The following is a 17,306-nucleotide window of genomic DNA, read 5'->3' on the forward strand; positions in this document are numbered from 1 at the left end:
GGCACAGTGCCTTGCCATAGCCAAAATCAGTCGAGCAGATCCAGTTGCAAGTGATCGGCAACCGCTTCGGCGCTAACCGCCTTGAGTTTCGGCACCCGCCCCAGGCAGGGTGCCGGAATCCGCTCAGCCAGTGTCGCCAGGTTTTCCTCCAGCCGCGAAGTCTTCGGATCAATGATGTTCGCCACCCATCCCGCCAGTTGCAGCCCGTCCCGGGCAATCGCCTCGGCAGTCAACAGCGCGTGACTGATGCAACCCAGGCGCACACCGACCACCAGAATCACCGGCAGCTTCAGCGCAATCGCCAGATCCGACAGATTGTCCTGATCCGCCAACGGCACCCGCCAGCCGCCCGCGCCTTCGATCAGCGTGAAGTCGGCGTTCATGGCCAGAATCTCGCGCATCGGCGCCAGCAACGATTGCACGGTCAGCGCCACACCCGCCTCACGCGCTGCCAGATGCGGCGCGATGGCCGGCTCAAACGCCACCGGGTTGACCTGTTGATAGGTCAGCGGCAACGAGCATTCGGCCTGCAACGCCAGCGCGTCGGAATTGCGCAAACCTCTGGGCGTCACCACACAACCGGACGCCACCGGTTTGCCCGCTGCCGTGCTCAATCCTGCCGACCGTGCAGCGTGCAGCAACCCGGCGGCGACGGTGGTCTTGCCGACGTCAGTGTCGGTTCCGGTGATGAAATAGGCTGCGCTCATAAGGGTTTCTCCAACACGGCGTAGACCACCTGATAGGTCGCTGGCAGCCCTTGAGGCTGACGGAACTGCTCGTAAGCCTCGACCAGCCCCAGAATCCGCGCCCGTCCGGTCAATCCGCCCGGCCGGCCAGGGTTCAGGTTATGCGCGCCCAGTGCCTTGAGTTCGTGGGTCAGGCTGCGCACATCCGGGTAATGCAGCACATGCGGCCGATTCTCCAGACTGGCCGTACGCAAACCACTGGCCGCGCACAATTGCTCATAGCGGGCGAACTCGCGGAAGCGGTTGACGTGCACCAGGCCATCGACCTGACGCCAGCTGTCGCGCAATTCGTACAGCGTCCCTGCACAAAGACTAGCAAACGCGAAAATCCCCCCCGGTTTCAGCACCCGAAACGCTTCACCGAGCACCGCTTCGAAGTCCGCGCACCACTGCACGGCGAGGCTGGAGAAGATCAGATCGCAGGTCGAATCCTGCAACGGCAATCGTTCGGCATCGCCAGCAATAAAGTGCGTGGCCCCGCCCAGCGGCCGCGCGTGATGGAGCATGCCTTCAGCGATATCCAGCGCCAACCCCTCACCAAATCGCTCGGCCAGCGCCCGGGTGAAATACCCGGTGCCGCAGCCCAGATCCAACCAGCGTGCCGGCCGAAAATCCCCCGGCAAGCGATTCATCAACTGCGTACCGACATCGCGCTGCAATTCGGCGACGCTGTCGTAGCTGGCCGCTGCGCGAGAAAAAGAAGCTGCGACCTGGCGCTTGTCAGGCAAGCCGCCGGGCAACGCCGCAACAGACAAATCAGTCATCACCGCACTCACTCAAAAACGCCTGGATCGCACCCGCCACACCGTGGGGGTCTTCCAGAAGAAACGCATGGCTGGCCTGCTCGATCAGACCAACTTCGACATCTGCCAGCAAGGCGAACAACTCACCCGCGGCTTCCGCAGGCACCAACCCGTCCAGCCCGCCAAACAGATGCAATTGCGGGCCGCGAAACGCCTGCAAGGCTTCACGCGTATCGATCTGCGCCAACAATTCAAGACCGGCAATCAAAGCGGCCGGCGAGGTATTCGGCGCGCCGCCGAGCAAGAGCCGCGACAAGCCGCGCGCGTCTTGCGCGCCCTGGGCGCACAGCAGCGAGAATCGCTTGAGGGTCGTGCGCGGGTCGGCGCTGCAGCCGGCCAGAAACGCATCGAAGGTTTCGCCGGGCATCGCGCTCGGCCATTGTTCATGGGCGACAAACGAAGGGTTGCTCGCCAGGGTCAGCAAGCCGCAGCAATGTTCGCCACGCCGGGCCGCCAGCTCGGACGCGAGCATGCCGCCCAGCGACCAGCCGCCAAGCCAGGCATCTTCGGGGACGCGCTCATCGAGCTCGTCGAGCCAGTCGTTCAGATCGCTGGAGTCCAGCTCCGGTAACGGCTCGATGTCGACCTGCAGGTGCTCGTCGAGTCCGCGCAGTGCAGCGGCCAGCGGCTCCAGCGGCGAAACGCCGAGCCCCCAACCCGGTAACAGAATCAGGCGATCACGCATGGCTTGGCTCCGACGTCAGTTGAGCAAAGCAATCGGCCAGTCCTTCTAACAATAGCTGCACCTGTGCCTCGCTGTGGGCGGCGGTCAGCGTGACCCGCAACCGCGCACTGCCGGCAGGCACGGTCGGCGGCCGGATTGCGGTGACCATCAACCCACGCTCGCGCAGCATCTGCGATAGACGCACGGCGCGACCGGCATCGCCGATCAGGATCGGCTGGATCGGCGTGAAGCTGTCCATCAGCTCCAGACCGATCTGCTCAGCGCCGTGGCGGAACTGGCGGATCAGCGTCTGCAAATGCTCGCGACGCCAGTGCTCGCTGCGCAGCAGTTCCAGACTTTTCAAGGTTGCGCAGGCCAGCGCCGGCGGTTGGCTGGTGGTGTAGATGTACGGGCGGGCGAACTGGATCAGGCTTTCGATCAGCTCTTCACTCCCGGCCACAAAGGCGCCAGCCGTACCGAACGCTTTCCCGAGGGTGCCGACCAGCACCGGCACGTCCTCCTGGCTCAAACCGAAATGCTCGACGATCCCGCCACCGTTTGCCCCCAGCGGACCGAAACCGTGAGCGTCATCGACCATCAGCCACGCGCCTTTGGCCTTGGCTTCCCGGGCCAGCGCCGGCAGATCGGCAAGGTCGCCGTCCATGCTGAATACGCCGTCAGTGACTACCAGTGTATTGCCGGTGGCTTTCTCCAGGCGCTTGGCGAGGCTGTCGGCGTCGTTGTGCAGATAACGATTGAAGCGCGCGCCGGACAACAATCCGGCATCCAGTAACGAGGCATGGTTGAGCCGGTCTTCCAGCACCGTGTCGCCCTGCCCGACCAGCGCCGTGACCGCGCCGAGGTTGGCCATGTAACCGGTGGTGAACAACAGCGCACGCGGCCGTCCGGTGAGGTCAGCCAGGGCTTCTTCCAATTCGTGATGCGGGCCGCTGTGGCCGATCACCAGATGCGAAGCACCGCCACCGACGCCCCACTTCGACGCACCGGCGCGCCAGGCTTCGATCACTTGCGGATGATTGGCCAGGCCCAGGTAATCGTTGTTGCAGAACGCCAGCAACGGCTGACCGTCGACCACCACTTGCGGCCCTTGTGGGCTTTCAAGCAGCGGTCGCTGGCGGTAGAGATTTTCGGCACGACGGGCAGCAAGGCGTGCGGCGAGATCGAAAGACATGCAAGCCTCACGGGTGGCAAATGAATCAGCAGGCGCCGTCCGAGGCAGCGCCTGAGAAAAACGGGCGATCAGACCGCCGCGTTATAGAACTGCTCGCTGCTCTTCTGCTCCACCAGCGCCTGCTCGATAGCGGCCTGATGAACCTCGTCGGCATGCTCTTCGCGGGCTTCCGGCTGAATGCCCAGGCGTGCGAACAGCTGCATGTCCTTGTCGGCCTGCGGGTTGGCCGTGGTCAGCAGTTTGTCGCCGTAGAAGATCGAGTTGGCGCCGGCGAAGAATGCCAGGGCCTGCATCTGCTCGTTCATCGCTTCGCGGCCGGCGGACAGGCGTACGTGGGATTGCGGCATGAGGATGCGCGCCACGGCGAGCATGCGGATGAAATCGAACGGATCGACGTCGTCGGCGTTTTCCAGCGGCGTGCCGGCAACTTTCACCAGCATGTTGATCGGCACCGATTCCGGGTGCTCCGGCAGGTTGGCCAGCTGGATCAGCAGGTTGGCGCGGTCATCGAGGGACTCGCCCATGCCGAGAATGCCGCCGGAGCAGATTTTCATCCCCGCATCGCGCACATAGGCCAGTGTCTGCAGACGCTCGGCATAGGTGCGGGTGGTGATGATGCTGCCGTAGAACTCCGGCGAGGTATCGAGGTTATGGTTGTAGTAGTCGAGCCCGGCCTTGGCCAGGGCTTCGGTCTGGTCCTGATCGAGACGGCCGAGGGTCATGCAGGTTTCCAGGCCCATGGCCTTCACGCCTTCGACCATCTTCAGCACGTAAGGCATGTCCTTGGCCGACGGGTGCTTCCACGCCGCGCCCATGCAGAATCGGGTCGAACCGATGGCCTTGGCGCGGGCAGCCTCTTCGAGGACTTTCTGCACTTCCATGAGCTTTTCTTTTTCCAGCCCGGTGTTGTAGTGACCGGACTGCGGACAATATTTGCAATCTTCCGGACAGGCCCCGGTCTTGATCGACAACAGGGTGGAAACCTGAACGCGGTTGGCGTCGAAATGCGCGCGGTGCACCGTCTGCGCCTGGAACAGCAAGTCGTTGAATGGCTGAACGAAGAGTGCTTTGACTTCGGCCAAAGTCCAGTCGTGACGCAGGGTGGCAGTGGTGCTGGCGCTCATGGGCGTTTCCTTGGTTATGCTTGGCTGGCGCCTGGGGAAACGGAATACCCACAGGCACGACACGGATGTTCGGCATATTTAAGGAAGAGTCATGCGCTGTCAACCACACTACGAAAGGCCGGTTTACATCTGGTTAAAAAAAAAACAGAACTGCTTGTTGTGCGACGAACCGGCAGACGCGCAAATCCCGATCTGCACCGCTTGCGAAACCGATTTGCCGTGGCTGGGCGATCAATGCCTGACCTGCGCCCTGCCCCTCGCCGCCGGCCTGACCTGTGGTGGCTGCCTGCAGGATCCACCGGCCTTCGAACAGGTGGCCGTGCCCTGGATTTACGGTTTTCCGGTGGACACCCTGATCACCCGTTTCAAGCACAACGCCAAATGGCCGCTTGGCCACTTGCTCGCCGACGTTCTCGGCGAGTTTCTGCAACATCGCTTCGAAGAAGACCTGCCTCGCCCGGACGCCCTGCTACCGGTGCCGCTTGCGCCGAAACGCTTGCGCCAGCGCGGCTTCAACCAAGCGGCGATGCTCGCGCAGTGGCTGGGCAAGTCACTCGACCTGCCTTGCGAGGAACACTGTCTTTTGCGGGTGCAGGATACTGACGCCCAGCAGGCGCTGAACGCCAAGGCGCGGAAACACAATCTGCGTCACGCCTTCGCCTTGAGCCCCGATGCCCAGGTGAAAGGCCGGCACCTTGCCCTGGTCGACGACGTGCTGACCACCGGCGCCACCGCCCAGGCGCTGGCCCGTTTGCTGATGGACGCCGGTGCCGCGCGGGTGGATGTGTACTGCCTGGCCCGTACGCCAAAACCCGGCGACGCGGCTTGACGGATACGCCATGAGCCGCCAACGTCCTCCCTCAACCCTTCAGTACAAAGCGTCCGCCATGTCCCTGCCCAGTCTGTTGTCCCAGCACATCGTCCGCCGTCCGCAGCGCATCGCCTTGCTGCAACACATCGCCGAACAGGGTTCGATCACCCGTGCCGCGAAGAGCGCCGGCCTGAGTTACAAGGCGGCGTGGGATGCCATCGATGAGCTGAACAACCTCGCGCAAAAGCCTCTGGTCGAGCGCGCGGTAGGCGGCAAGGGCGGTGGCGGAGCCAAACTGTCGAGCGAGGGCGAGCGAGTGCTGCGCCTCTATCAAAAGCTGCAAGCCTTGCAGGCCCAGGTACTGGAGGCGGCCGAGGATGCCAGCGATCTGGACCTGCTCGGTCGGCTGATGCTCAGGACCAGCGCACGCAACCAGCTGCACGGCAAAGTCGCGCTGATCGAAGGTCAGGGCCGCAACGACCTGATCCGCCTCGAACTGGCTGAAGGCCTGTCGATCGACGCGCAGATCACCCACGACAGCACCGTCCATCTGGAGCTGCAACCGGGCACCGAAGTGGTGGCGCTGATCAAGGCTGGCTGGCTCGAACTGCTCGCGCCAGAGGCCACGCCTGCCGTCGGCCACAACCTGTTGAACGGTCGGATCGAGGCGATTCTCGACGCCGCAGACGGCCCGAGCGAAGTGCGCATCGCGCTGCCCAACGGCCAGACCCTGTGCGCACTGGCCGAACCGCTGGACTTGCGCAGCCGTGGTCTGAAGGTTGAGCTACCGGTGCAGGTGCAGTTTTCCCCGTCGAATGTGCTGCTGGGCACACCGCTCTGAGCGCACTGCAACGAAAGCGTCATCGACCCGCATTAAGGTGGCTGCCAAAACCATGCAGGGAGCCTGATGTGAGCCTATTAGAAGAAAACCAATCCACAGACCTGGAAAAAATGGTCGGCCTGAGCCGTCGCGGTTTCATCAGCGCCGGCGCGCTGTGCGGCGCGGCGATGTTCCTCGGCGGCAACCTGCTGAGTCGCAGCGTGCTGGCCGCCAGTGTCAGCGCCGGCAACAGCCGTCTGCTCGGCTTCGACAGCATTCCAGCCGCCACCACTGACACCATCAGCCTGCCCAAAGGCTACAAGTCGTCGGTGCTGATCAGCTGGGGTCAACCGCTGCACAAGAACGGCCCGGCCTTCGACCCGAGCGGCAACGGCACCGCGGCGGCACAGGAAGTGCAGTTCGGCGACAACAACGACGGCATGAGCCTGTTCGAATTCCCGGGCGAGAAAAACCGCGCGTTGATGGCGATCAACAACGAATACACCAACTACCGCTACCTCTATCCGCACGGCGGCATGCCGCAATCGGCCGAAGACGTGCGCAAGGCTCTGGCCTGCGAAGGCGTGTCGGTGATCGAAGTGCAGCGCAAAAACGGCCAGTGGCAGTTCGTCCAGGGCTCGCGCTACAACCGACGCATCCACGGCAACACGCCGATCCGCCTCAGCGGCCCGGCCGCCGGTCATGAGCTGATGAAAACCAGCGCCGACAAGCACGGCAAAAAAGTCCTCGGCACTTTCCAGAACTGCGCCAACGGCAAGACACCGTGGGGCACTTATCTGACCTGCGAAGAGAACTTCACCGACTGCTTCGGCAGCAGCAACGCCCAGCAACAGTTCGACCCGGCGCAAAAGCGCTACGGCGTATCGGCCGCCAGCCGCGAGATCAACTGGCATCCGTTCGATCCACGCTTCGACATGGCCAAGAACCCCAACGAACTCAACCGTCACGGCTGGGTCGTGGAGATCGACCCGTTCGATCCGCAATCGACCCCGGTCAAACGCACTGCGCTGGGCCGCTTCAAACATGAAAACGCCGCGCTGGCCGAGACCGACGACGGTCGCGCCGTGGTGTACATGGGCGACGATGAACGCGGCGAGTTCATCTACAAATTCGTCAGCCGCGACAAGATCAATCACCGCAACGCCAAGGCCAACCGCGACATCCTCGATCACGGCACGCTGTACGTCGCCAGGTTCGATGCCGGCGACGGCAATCCGGATCACCCGAAAGGCCAGGGCCAGTGGATCGAACTGACCCACGGCAAGAACGGCATTGACGCCAGCAGCGGTTTCGCCGATCAGGCCGAAGTGCTGATTCACGCGCGTCTCGCCGCCAGCGTGGTCGGCGCCACGCGCATGGACCGTCCGGAGTGGATCGTGGTCAGCCCGAAAGACGGCCAGGTCTATTGCACCCTGACCAACAACGCCAAGCGCGGCGAAGACGGCCAACCGGTGGGCGGACCGAACCCGCGCGAGAAGAACGTCTACGGGCAGATCCTGCGCTGGCGCACCGACCGCGACGATCACGCGGCGAAAACTTTCGCCTGGGATCTGTTCGTGGTCGCCGGCAACCCGGGCGTCCACGCCGGTACGCCGAAGGGCGGCTCGTCGAATATCACCCCGCAAAACATGTTCAACAGCCCCGATGGCCTCGGCTTCGACAAGGCCGGACGGTTGTGGATTCTCACCGACGGCGACTCGAGCAACGCCGGTGATTTCGCCGGGATGGGCAACAACCAGATGCTCTGCGCCGATCCTGCCACCGGGGAAATTCGCCGGTTCATGGTCGGGCCGATCGGCTGTGAAGTCACCGGGATCAGCTTCTCGCCGGATCAGAAAACCCTGTTCGTCGGGATTCAGCACCCGGGCGAGAACGGCGGTTCGACCTTCCCCGAGCACCTGCCGAACGGCAAGCCGCGCTCATCGGTGATGGCGATTACCCGTGAGGATGGCGGGATCGTTGGCGCCTGATCGGGCGAAGCTCTGATCGTTCCCGTGCACTGCACGGGAACGATCCCACTCAAGACAGCCCGTCTGCGCTACCATGCTGAGCCGGACGCGGCAGCCTGCTGCGCGCAGGAGTCAGCATGGCCCACCCGTTTGAAACCCTTACCCCAGACCTCGTGCTCGATGCCGTCGAAAGCATCGGCTTCCTGAGCGACGCGCGCATTCTGGCGCTCAACAGTTATGAAAACCGCGTCTATCAGGTCGGCATCGAAGACTCGGAACCGCTGATCGCCAAGTTCTATCGCCCGCAGCGCTGGACCAACGAAGCGATCCTGGAAGAACACCAGTTCACCTTCGAACTGGCCGACGTCGAGATCCCGGTGGTGGCGCCACTGATCCACAACGGCGAAACCCTGCACGAACACGCCGGATTTCGTTTCACCCTGTTTCCCCGTCGCGGTGGCCGGGCGCCGGAGCCGGGCAATCTCGATCAGCTGTATCGCCTCGGCCAGTTGCTCGGGCGCATGCACGCGGTCGGCGGCACCAAACCGTTCGAGCACCGCGAAGCGCTGGCGGTGAAGAACTTCGGCCATGACTCGCTGGCCACCCTGCTGGAAGGCAACTTCATCCCCAAAAGCCTGCTGCCGGCCTACGAGTCCGTCGCCCGCGACCTGCTCAAGCGCGTGGAAGACGTCTACGCCAGCACGCCGCACCAGAACATCCGCATGCACGGCGACTGCCACCCCGGCAACATGATGTGCCGCGACGAGATGTTCCACATCGTCGACCTCGACGACTGCCGCATGGGCCCGGCGGTGCAGGACATCTGGATGATGCTCGCCGGCGATCGTCAGGATTGTCTGGGACAACTGTCGGAATTGATGGACGGCTACAACGAATTCCATGACTTCAACCCGCGCGAGCTGGCGCTGATCGAACCGCTGCGCGCCCTGCGCCTGATGCATTACAGCGCCTGGCTGGCCCGGCGCTGGGACGATCCGGCGTTCCCACGCAGCTTTCCATGGTTCGGCAGCGAGCGGTATTGGGGCGATCAGGTGCTGGCGTTGCGCGAGCAACTGGCGGCGTTGAACGAAGAGCCGTTGAAGCTTTTCTGACACGACACGTCTATACAACTGCCCGTACAATCGCTGCTTTGTTAGCTGCCTAAGCAAGGATTCTGCATGCAAGCCGCCAACCCGCGCCGCGGGTACATTCTGGGCCTGAGCGCCTACATCATCTGGGGACTGTTCCCGCTCTACTTCAAAGCCATCGCCGAAGTGCCGGCGGTGGAAATCATCATTCACCGGGTGCTGTGGTCAGCGCTGTTCGGCGCGCTGCTGTTGATGGTGTGGAAGCATCCCGGCTGGTGGCAGGAACTGCGCGACAACCCGAAACGCCTAGCGATTCTTGCGCTCAGCGGCACCTTGATCGCGGCCAACTGGCTGACCTACGTCTGGTCGGTGAACAACGGCCGGATGCTGGAGGCGAGCCTCGGTTACTACATCAACCCACTGGTGAACGTGCTGCTGGGCATGCTGATCCTCGGCGAACGCTTGCGGCGCATGCAGTGGCTGGCGGTTGGTCTGGCGGCGGTCGGTGTTGCGCAGCAGGTGTGGCAGGTCGGCAGTCTGCCGTGGGTATCGCTGGTGCTGGCGCTGACCTTCGGTTTCTACGGGCTGATCCGCAAGCAGGCGCCGGTCAAGGCACTCCCTGGACTGGTAGTGGAAACCTGGATGCTGGTGCCGATCGCCCTCGCGTGGCTGCTGTTCAATCCGACCGCCACCAGCGCCCAGGCCGAGTTCTGGACCACCTCCGAAGCCTGGTGGCTGGTGGCGGCCGGCCCGGTGACGCTGGTGCCGCTGGTGTGCTTCAACGCGGCCGCGCGGCATCTGCCCTACACCACCCTCGGTTTCCTGCAATACCTGGCGCCGACGTTGGTACTGCTGCAAGCCGTGCTGCTGTTCGGCGAGCACTTGTCGTCCAGCACGCTGATCGCCTTCATGTTTATCTGGGCCGGTCTGGCGGTGTACAGCGTCGATGCATGGATGAGCTTGCGCCGGCGCAGCTGATCAAAAAACGCACAAACCTCCACAGGCCACGGTTCTCGTGGCCTGTATCGTTCCTTCCCAAGGTTATCCACAGCGTGATCCCCGCCGTTTGTGCGCAAGTCACTGAATGCTGGCGGTTTTTTGGTCAATCTTCGCCAAGCCACAGCGGACGTGGCCTGGCGCTCAGTCTCTACAGGTTATCCACAGGCAGGTGCACGCTAAAACTGGATAACCCATTCCGCTCTCATGGATCAGTGCGCAGCACCAGTTCCACCATCAAGTCATCGGCCAGGGTTTCCAGGCGCGATTGCAGCACGTCCAGCGACAGGGTCAGCGGCACTGCCAGGATCGCCTCGGCGTGGAACAGCGGTTCACTGCTCATCGGCGCCGGGCGCACTTCGGTCACCAGCCGTTCGAGGTTGACGCCCTGCTCGCTCAGCAACCGGGTAATGTCGCGCACGATGCCGGGACGATCATTGCCCACCAGTTCCATGGCGATCGGTTTCCAGGTGCAGGCCTGTTCGATACCGCTTTCCGCCACCAACACGCGAATGCCCTGAGCCGACAGTGCTTGTAAGGCATCGACTAATTCGTCGTAAGCCTCCGCCGGCACGCCCACCCGCAGGATCCCGGCGAACTGCCCGGCCATCCGTGACAGGCGGCTTTCCAGCCAGTTGCCGCCGTGTTCGGCGATGCATTGGGCGATGCGCTCGACCTGCCCGGGCTTGTCCGGTGCGAAGACGGTGAGTACGAGGTGATCCATGGCGCAGCCCTCTTGTCATGACTTTTGTTATAGAAAAGCAAGTATAGGCAAGCGTTCCACAGACGCCTCAGACGCTCGAAGTCACAAATCGTGTACAACTTTTTATATTTAACTGGAACAATCCATTGGTTTTTTGAGAACATCCCGTTCCGCGCCGTGACCGCAATGCGTCATGGGGTCGCAGAACGACGTAATTAGTCCGATTTTCACAACCGCAACTCATCATGTAGTATGCCGCAGCGCGCACTACATAACGCTGGATCGATGTCTGCCCAAGGCACGTTCGCAACCCTGAAAGCCCCGTCAGCAAGGCCCCCAAGCCGTTGATTGGTCCCAGCCCAGCCGCCAGCGATGGCATGTACTGGTCGAGGGGTTTGTGGTTTAAATGGCCAGAGGCTTCATTGTTAAATTGACGAGCTGAAAAGCGAAATAGCTGAGCAGAGTGAGGCAAGCAATGACTGAACACGTTCAAGTCGGTGGCCTGCAGGTCGCCAAAGTCCTGTTCGACTTCGTGAACAACGAAGCCATTCCCGGTACCGGCCTCACCGCCGACAAATTCTGGGAAGGTGCCGACAAGGTCATTCACGACCTGGCGCCGAAGAACAAAGCCCTACTCGCCAAACGCGATGACTTCCAGGCTCGTATCGATGGCTGGCACCAGAGCCGTGCCGGTCAGCCCCACGACGCCGTGGCCTATAAAGCCTTCCTGCAAGAGATCGGTTATCTGCTGCCAGAAGCGGCTGATTTCCAGGCAACGACGCAAAACGTCGATGACGAAATCGCCCGTACCGCCGGCCCGCAACTCGTGGTGCCGGTGATGAACGCCCGCTTCGCCCTCAACGCCTCGAACGCCCGCTGGGGTTCGCTGTACGACGCCCTGTATGGCACCGATGCCATCAGCGAAGCCGGCGGCGCGGAAAAAGGCAAAGGCTACAACAAGGTGCGTGGCGACAAAGTCATCGCCTTCGCCCGTGCATTTCTCGACGAAGCCGCGCCACTGGCGACCGGCTCTCACGTCGATTCCACCGGCTACAAGATCGCTGGCGGCAAACTGGTCGTCACCCTCAAGGGCGGCAGCACCAGCGGCCTGCGCAACGACGCACAGCTGATCGGTTTCCAGGGCGACGCCAATGCGCCGATCGCGATCCTGCTGAAGAACAACGGCCTGCACTTCGAAATCCAGATCGACGCCAGCACCCCGGTCGGCCAGACCGATGCCGCCGGCGTCAAAGACATCCTGATGGAAGCGGCCCTGACCACCATCATGGACTGCGAAGACTCCGTGGCTGCTGTCGATGCCGACGACAAAGTGGTGATTTACCGCAACTGGCTGGGCCTGATGAAAGGCGACCTGGCGGAATCCGTGTCCAAGGGCGGCCAGACCTTCACCCGCACCATGAACCCGGATCGTACCTACACCAAGGTCGACGGCAGCGAACTGACCCTGCACGGCCGCTCGCTGCTGTTCGTGCGCAACGTCGGTCACCTGATGACCATCGACGCGATCCTCGACAAGCACGGCAACGAAGTGCCGGAAGGCATCCTCGACGGTCTGGTGACTTGCCTTGCGGCGATGCACAACCTGAACGGCAACACTTCGCGCAAGAACACCCGCACCGGTTCCGTCTACATCGTCAAGCCGAAGATGCACGGCCCGGAAGAAGCGGCGTTCACCAACGAGCTGTTCGGTCGCATCGAAGACGTGCTGGGCCTCAAACGCAACACCCTGAAAGTCGGGATCATGGACGAGGAACGCCGTACCACGGTCAACCTCAAGGCCTGCATCCAGGCTGCCAGCGAGCGCGTGGTGTTCATCAACACCGGTTTCCTCGACCGCACCGGCGACGAAATCCACACCTCCATGGAAGCCGGCCCGGTGGTTCGCAAGGCTGACATGAAGGCCGAGAAGTGGATCGGCGCCTACGAAAACTGGAACGTCGATATCGGTCTGAGCACCGGCCTGCAAGGTCGTGCGCAAATCGGTAAAGGCATGTGGGCGATGCCCGACCTGATGGCGGCGATGCTCGAACAGAAAATCGCTCACCCGCTGGCCGGCGCCAACACTGCGTGGGTTCCGTCGCCGACCGCCGCTGCGCTGCACGCGCTGCACTACCACAAGGTCGACGTGTTCGCCCGTCAGGCCGAGCTGGCCAAACGCGCCCGCGCTTCGGTCGATGACATCCTGACCATCCCGCTGGCGGTCAACCCGAACTGGACCCCGGAGCAGATCAAGAACGAACTGGACAACAACGCCCAGGGCATTCTCGGTTACGTGGTGCGCTGGATCGATCAGGGCGTGGGCTGCTCGAAAGTGCCGGACATCAACGACGTCGGCCTGATGGAAGACCGTGCGACGCTGCGTATCTCCAGCCAGCACATCGCCAACTGGCTGCGTCACGGTGTCGTGACCGAAGCGCAAGTGATGGAAAGCCTCAAGCGCATGGCGCCGGTGGTAGACCGTCAGAACGCCAACGACCCGCTGTACCGCCCGCTGGCCCCGAACTTCGACAGCAACATCGCCTTCCAGGCGGCGGTCGAACTGGTGATCGAGGGCACCAAACAGCCGAACGGCTACACCGAGCCGGTCCTGCACCGTCGCCGTCGCGAGTTCAAGGCTGCCAACGGCCTGTAACCTGCGCGGATGCCGGACATGAAAAAGCCCTGATCTTTCGATCAGGGCTTTTTTGTTTGTGATGTCTGCCTGAGTTTTGAGTAGGGCTTGAGATCCATCCCCCTCACCCCAGCCCTCCCGAAACGTCGGACCGCCCCCAAGGGGGGCGAGGGGAAAGGGAGCAGATAGGGGCTTTTCAGAACCTGAGCTCGACTCAATATTTCAGGTCGGTGTATCTCGAACATTCACCTCGGTCAGTCCCCTCTCCCTCCGGGAGAGGGTTAGGGTGAGGGGGCTTCGGCGTTAAGGTTCAATCCCCAACTCATGTCTGACGAGACCGAGCAACTTGGCGGTATCGATCGGTTTGAGCAGGAAATCCACCACGCTCAAATGCATCGCCGCAATCGCGTCCTTCACGTCGGCATCGCCCGAAACAATGATGATCGGCATCGCCGCCCGTACCGATTCACGCACCTGACGAATCAGGTCCAGGCCATCGACATTGCCCATCCGCAGATCGGTGATCACCAGGCCGATGGAGGGCCTTTCCTCGAGCATCTTCAGCGCGGACTCACCGCTGGCCGCGGTCATGCAACGAATACCGTCCAACCCGAGAATCTCCGACAACAGCTCCCGGGCGTCCTTGTCGTCATCGACGATCAATACGCGCTGCGGTGGCAGATCGGGTTCGAGCATTACAGCGCTGAGCGCTTCGCGCTCGGCGTCGCTCAAAATATCGTGGTCGGACATGGCGTTCTCTACGTTTTCAATTCGATCCCCTGGCACAGTGGTCAGACATCGCTGGGCAGAGCTTCAATGTGCACTTCGTCGGATTTTTTTCCAAGGGGCGAACCGAAGAATTTCCGACTGATTTTGTAGGGCATATCCGAAAATTCCCCAACGGCATGCCCAACCTAGACTTACGTCCAATGGGCACCCCGCGCGATGGGGTCGACCATGGCTGCAACGATCCGACAACAACAATTCGAAAAAGACTGCGGTAATGGTTATGAGTAAAGCGGACGCCTTCACCCAGGCAGGGAAAACCGCGGTGTTGCAGAACATTCAGGGCACTTTGCAATTCCTCCAGCGCTTCCCCCCTTTCAATCAAATGGAACACGCCCACCTCGCCTACCTGGTGGAGCAATGCCAGCTGCGCTTCTACGGTCAGGGCGAAAGCATCATCAAACCCGCCGACGGGCCGGTCGAACACTTCTATATCGTCAAGCAGGGCCGAGTGGTCGGCGAGCGTCCGCACACGGCCAAGGGCGGCACCGAAACCACGTTTGAAATCACCACCGGCGAGTGTTTTCCCCTCGCTGCGCTGCTCGGCGAACGGGCGACCCGCACCGAACACCTGGCCGGCGAAGACACCTTCTGCCTGCAACTGAACAAACTGGCGTTCATCAAGCTGTTCGCCCTTTCCAGCACCTTCCGCGACTTCGCCCTGCGCGGAGTCAGCAGCCTGCTCGATCAGGTCAATCAGCAAGTCCAGCAGAAAGCCGTGGAAACCCTCGGCACCCAATACTCGCTGAACACCCGTCTCGGCGAATTGGCCATGCGCCATCCGGTGACCTGCAGCCCGTCTACGCCTCTGCGTGAAGCGGTGAAATTGATGCACGAACAACAGGTCGGCAGCATCGTCGCGGTGGACGAACACAAGGCGCCTCTGGGGATTTTCACCCTGCGCGACCTGCGCCATGTCGTGGCGGAAGGAGTTGGCGACTTCAGCGAGCCGATCGAACGGCACATGACTCGCTCGCCGTTCCATCTGTCGCCGGATCACAGCGCCTTCGACGCGGCGATTGCCATGACCGAGCGGCATATCGCCCACGTGTGTCTGGTCAAGGATCGACGCCTGTGCGGCGTGGTTTCCGAACGGGATCTGTTCTCGCTGCAACGGGTCGATCTGGTGCACCTGGCGCGGACCATCCGCAGTGCCCAGCGGGTCGAACAACTGGTGACCCTGCGCGGCGAGATCGGCCAACTGGTGGAGCGCATGCTGGCTCACGGTGCCTCGTCGACCCAGATCACCCACATCATCACCCTGCTCAACGATCACACCGTGTGCCGCGTGATCGAACTGACCCTCGCCGAAAAAGGCGACCCCGGCGTGCCGTTCAGCTGGCTGTGCTTCGGCAGCGAAGGCCGACGCGAGCAGACCCTGCACACCGATCAGGACAACGGCATTCTGTTCGACGCGCGGGATGCGGCCCATGCGGCGGAGATTCGCGGCAAACTGCTGCCCATCGCCCAGCAGATCAATACCAGCCTGGCGCAATGCGGTTTCACCCTGTGCAAGGGCAACGTCATGGCCGGCAATCCGCAGCTGTGCCTGTCCCGCGCCGAATGGGCCCGACGCTTTGCCGCGTTCATTCGCGAGGCGACCCCGGAGAACCTGTTGGGCTCCAGCATCTATTTCGACCTGCGCGTGGTCTGGGGTGATGAACAGGGCTGCGAGCAATTGCGCCGCGGGATTCTCGACCAGGTCGGCGACAATCGTCTGTTCCAGCGAATGATGGCCGAGAACGCCTTGCGCAACCGTCCGCCGGTTGGGCGATTCCGTGAGTTCGTGCTGACCCGCAAGAACGGCGAGAAAGCCACGCTGGACCTGAAAATCCAGGGCCTGACACCCTTTGTCGACGGCGCACGTTTGCTCGCACTGGCCCATGGCATCGACGCCAACAACACCCTCGAACGCTTTCGCCAACTGGTGGATAAAGAAGTCATCGACCGGCTGGATGGCGCCGCGTACGAAGAGGCCTACCACTTCATCCAGCAGACGCGCATGCAGCAGCATCAACTGCAGACCCGGGAAAACCAGCCGTACTCGAACCGGGTCGATCCCGACAGCCTCAATCATCTGGATCGGCGCATCCTGCGTGAATCCCTGCGCCAGGCCCAGCGCCTGCAAAGCAGCCTGACCTTGCGGTATCAGCTATGAGCCTGTTTTCGTGGCTGCGCCCGGCCAGCCCCGTTGTGCCGGACGACCTGCAACAGCGCCTGACGAAACTGCCGGCCATCGGCGAGCTGCGCGAGTGCAGCCTGCGCGAACAGCGTTGGGTGGTGCTGGACCTGGAAACCACCGGGCTGAACCTGAACAAGGACCGGGTGCTGTCGATCGGCGCGGTGGTGATCGAGGATGGAGCGATCGACTTCAGTCAGCAGTTCGAACGCACCCTGCAATGCCGCGAGCTGAAACTCGGCCCGAGCGTGTTGATTCACGGTCTGGCACCGAGCGCGATTGCCGCCGGCAGCGAGCCCACCGAAGCCTTGGTCGAGCTGCTGGAGTTTATCGGCGACAGTCCGGTGCTGGCGTTTCACGCCTCGTTCGACCAGCACATGCTCGGCCGCGCGCTGAAAGAACATCTGGGGCACAAGTTGCAGACGGTGTTCCTCGATGTGGCGCAGATCGCCCCGCTGGTTTGCCCCCAGGCGCACATTCGCGAGGCGGGGCTGGACGAGTGGATCGACTGGTTCAAGCTCGAAGTGTTCGAACGTCACCATGCGAGCGCCGATGCTCTGGCCACGGCGGAACTGGCGCTGATCCTGTTCAGCCGGGCACGCCAGCAGCAGATCCACAGTCCGCTGAATCTGCAGCAACGCTTGAGTCAGTGGAAACGCCGCCAGCAGACGCATTCGTTCTGAATCCGGGTTGTCGCCCGACAACCCGACCGGTGGCCAATTGCTAACCATTCCCACCTCTGCCACAATCGCGAACAATTCTCGTTAGTTAACACTTCCCAGTCGGTGTCGT

At 62.4% G+C, this 17,306-nt stretch carries 15 protein-coding genes; 8 read left to right on the forward strand and 7 right to left on the reverse strand.

Annotated features, from left to right (window positions below):
- Nucleotides 1–26: 26 nt before the first annotated feature.
- From bioD to bioB, 5 genes are all read right to left on the reverse strand, one after another.
- Nucleotides 27–707 carry a dethiobiotin synthase gene (bioD, locus tag CAF76_RS03985; RefSeq protein WP_007959854.1) on the reverse strand — a complete coding sequence of 227 codons (681 nt, stop codon included), beginning with the start codon at nt 705–707 and terminating at the stop codon, nt 27–29.
- Complete coding sequence (gene bioC / locus CAF76_RS03990; RefSeq protein WP_085646894.1) at nt 704–1,510, reverse strand: malonyl-ACP O-methyltransferase BioC; 807 nt, start codon at nt 1,508–1,510, stop codon at nt 704–706. The genes bioD and bioC overlap by 4 nt, the downstream gene beginning before the upstream one ends.
- The gene (locus CAF76_RS03995; RefSeq protein ID WP_085646895.1) at nt 1,503–2,234 is read right to left on the reverse strand and encodes an alpha/beta fold hydrolase; all 732 of its coding nucleotides are present in this window, start codon (nt 2,232–2,234) and stop codon (nt 1,503–1,505) included. The genes bioC and CAF76_RS03995 overlap by 8 nt, the downstream gene beginning before the upstream one ends.
- On the reverse strand, nt 2,227–3,405 hold the full coding sequence (gene bioF, locus CAF76_RS04000) for an 8-amino-7-oxononanoate synthase (protein ID WP_085646896.1): 1,179 nt from the start codon (nt 3,403–3,405) through the stop codon (nt 2,227–2,229). The genes CAF76_RS03995 and bioF overlap by 8 nt, the downstream gene beginning before the upstream one ends.
- Before the next feature lie 68 nt (nt 3,406–3,473).
- Nucleotides 3,474–4,529, reverse strand: coding sequence for a biotin synthase BioB (gene bioB / locus CAF76_RS04005; RefSeq protein ID WP_011336244.1), 1,056 nt, complete (start codon nt 4,527–4,529; stop codon nt 3,474–3,476).
- A gap of 91 nt (nt 4,530–4,620) precedes the next feature.
- Here bioB and CAF76_RS04010 point away from each other — a divergent pair, with 91 nt between their 5' ends.
- The 5 genes from CAF76_RS04010 (at nt 4,621) to rarD (ending at nt 10,196) form a co-directional block, all read left to right on the forward strand.
- Entirely contained in the window at nt 4,621–5,358 is a 738-nt protein-coding gene (locus CAF76_RS04010; RefSeq protein ID WP_085646897.1) for a ComF family protein, read from the forward strand.
- A gap of 58 nt (nt 5,359–5,416) precedes the next feature.
- Nucleotides 5,417–6,181, forward strand: a complete 765-nt coding sequence (locus CAF76_RS04015; RefSeq protein WP_085646898.1) for a TOBE domain-containing protein — start codon at nt 5,417–5,419, stop codon at nt 6,179–6,181.
- 68 nt (nt 6,182–6,249) lie between these two features.
- Nucleotides 6,250–8,151, forward strand: a complete 1,902-nt coding sequence (locus tag CAF76_RS04020; protein WP_085646899.1) for a PhoX family phosphatase — start codon at nt 6,250–6,252, stop codon at nt 8,149–8,151.
- 116 nt (nt 8,152–8,267) lie between these two features.
- Nucleotides 8,268–9,242 (forward strand): serine/threonine protein kinase, encoded by a 975-nt coding sequence (locus CAF76_RS04025; protein WP_085646900.1) that lies wholly within the window; start codon nt 8,268–8,270, stop codon nt 9,240–9,242.
- 66 nt (nt 9,243–9,308) lie between these two features.
- Nucleotides 9,309–10,196 carry an EamA family transporter RarD gene (gene rarD, locus CAF76_RS04030; protein WP_039768038.1) on the forward strand — a complete coding sequence of 296 codons (888 nt, stop codon included), beginning with the start codon at nt 9,309–9,311 and terminating at the stop codon, nt 10,194–10,196.
- 223 nt (nt 10,197–10,419) lie between these two features.
- Here the strand turns inward: rarD and CAF76_RS04035 are convergent, their stop codons facing one another.
- Nucleotides 10,420–10,938, reverse strand: a complete 519-nt coding sequence (locus tag CAF76_RS04035) for a glycine cleavage system protein R (protein WP_085646901.1) — start codon at nt 10,936–10,938, stop codon at nt 10,420–10,422.
- A gap of 454 nt (nt 10,939–11,392) precedes the next feature.
- Between CAF76_RS04035 and CAF76_RS04040 the strand changes: the two genes are divergently transcribed.
- Nucleotides 11,393–13,570, forward strand: coding sequence for a malate synthase G (locus tag CAF76_RS04040; protein WP_085646902.1), 2,178 nt, complete (start codon nt 11,393–11,395; stop codon nt 13,568–13,570).
- Between the two features lie 282 nt (nt 13,571–13,852).
- On the opposite strand, the gene CAF76_RS04045 is transcribed toward CAF76_RS04040, so the two are convergent.
- A complete protein-coding gene (locus CAF76_RS04045) occupies nt 13,853–14,299 on the reverse strand; it encodes a response regulator (protein WP_064599912.1) in 447 nt (148 codons plus the stop codon).
- A gap of 253 nt (nt 14,300–14,552) precedes the next feature.
- Here CAF76_RS04045 and CAF76_RS04050 point away from each other — a divergent pair, with 253 nt between their 5' ends.
- Nucleotides 14,553–16,493, forward strand: a complete 1,941-nt coding sequence (locus tag CAF76_RS04050) for a putative nucleotidyltransferase substrate binding domain-containing protein (protein WP_085646903.1) — start codon at nt 14,553–14,555, stop codon at nt 16,491–16,493.
- Nucleotides 16,490–17,197: a PolC-type DNA polymerase III gene (locus CAF76_RS04055; protein WP_064599916.1), complete on the forward strand. Its 708-nt coding sequence runs from the start codon at nt 16,490–16,492 to the stop codon at nt 17,195–17,197. Before CAF76_RS04050 ends, CAF76_RS04055 begins: the two co-directional genes overlap by 4 nt.
- Nucleotides 17,198–17,306: the final 109 nt, after the last annotated feature.

The sequence above is a fragment of the Pseudomonas sp. B40(2017) genome (genome assembly GCF_002112855.1).
GTDB lineage: Bacteria > Pseudomonadota > Gammaproteobacteria > Pseudomonadales > Pseudomonadaceae > Aquipseudomonas > Aquipseudomonas pharyngis.

Excerpts from the sequence above, each read along its gene's own strand:
- bioD (WP_007959854.1), bottom strand. The coding sequence starts at position 707 with ATGAGCGCAGCCTATTTCATCACCGGAACCGACACTGACGTCGGCAAG.
- bioC (WP_085646894.1), bottom strand. The coding sequence starts at position 1,510 with ATGACTGATTTGTCTGTTGCGGCGTTGCCCGGCGGCTTGCCTGACAAG.
- CAF76_RS03995 (WP_085646895.1), bottom strand. The coding sequence starts at position 2,234 with ATGCGTGATCGCCTGATTCTGTTACCGGGTTGGGGGCTCGGCGTTTCG.
- bioF (WP_085646896.1), bottom strand. The coding sequence starts at position 3,405 with ATGTCTTTCGATCTCGCCGCACGCCTTGCTGCCCGTCGTGCCGAAAAT.
- bioB (WP_011336244.1), bottom strand. The coding sequence starts at position 4,529 with ATGAGCGCCAGCACCACTGCCACCCTGCGTCACGACTGGACTTTGGCC.
- CAF76_RS04010 (WP_085646897.1), top strand. The coding sequence starts at position 4,621 with ATGCGCTGTCAACCACACTACGAAAGGCCGGTTTACATCTGGTTAAAA.
- CAF76_RS04015 (WP_085646898.1), top strand. The coding sequence starts at position 5,417 with ATGTCCCTGCCCAGTCTGTTGTCCCAGCACATCGTCCGCCGTCCGCAG.
- CAF76_RS04025 (WP_085646900.1), top strand. The coding sequence starts at position 8,268 with ATGGCCCACCCGTTTGAAACCCTTACCCCAGACCTCGTGCTCGATGCC.
- rarD (WP_039768038.1), top strand. The coding sequence starts at position 9,309 with ATGCAAGCCGCCAACCCGCGCCGCGGGTACATTCTGGGCCTGAGCGCC.
- CAF76_RS04035 (WP_085646901.1), bottom strand. The coding sequence starts at position 10,938 with ATGGATCACCTCGTACTCACCGTCTTCGCACCGGACAAGCCCGGGCAG.
- CAF76_RS04040 (WP_085646902.1), top strand. The coding sequence starts at position 11,393 with ATGACTGAACACGTTCAAGTCGGTGGCCTGCAGGTCGCCAAAGTCCTG.
- CAF76_RS04045 (WP_064599912.1), bottom strand. The coding sequence starts at position 14,299 with ATGTCCGACCACGATATTTTGAGCGACGCCGAGCGCGAAGCGCTCAGC.
- CAF76_RS04050 (WP_085646903.1), top strand. The coding sequence starts at position 14,553 with ATGGTTATGAGTAAAGCGGACGCCTTCACCCAGGCAGGGAAAACCGCG.
- CAF76_RS04055 (WP_064599916.1), top strand. The coding sequence starts at position 16,490 with ATGAGCCTGTTTTCGTGGCTGCGCCCGGCCAGCCCCGTTGTGCCGGAC.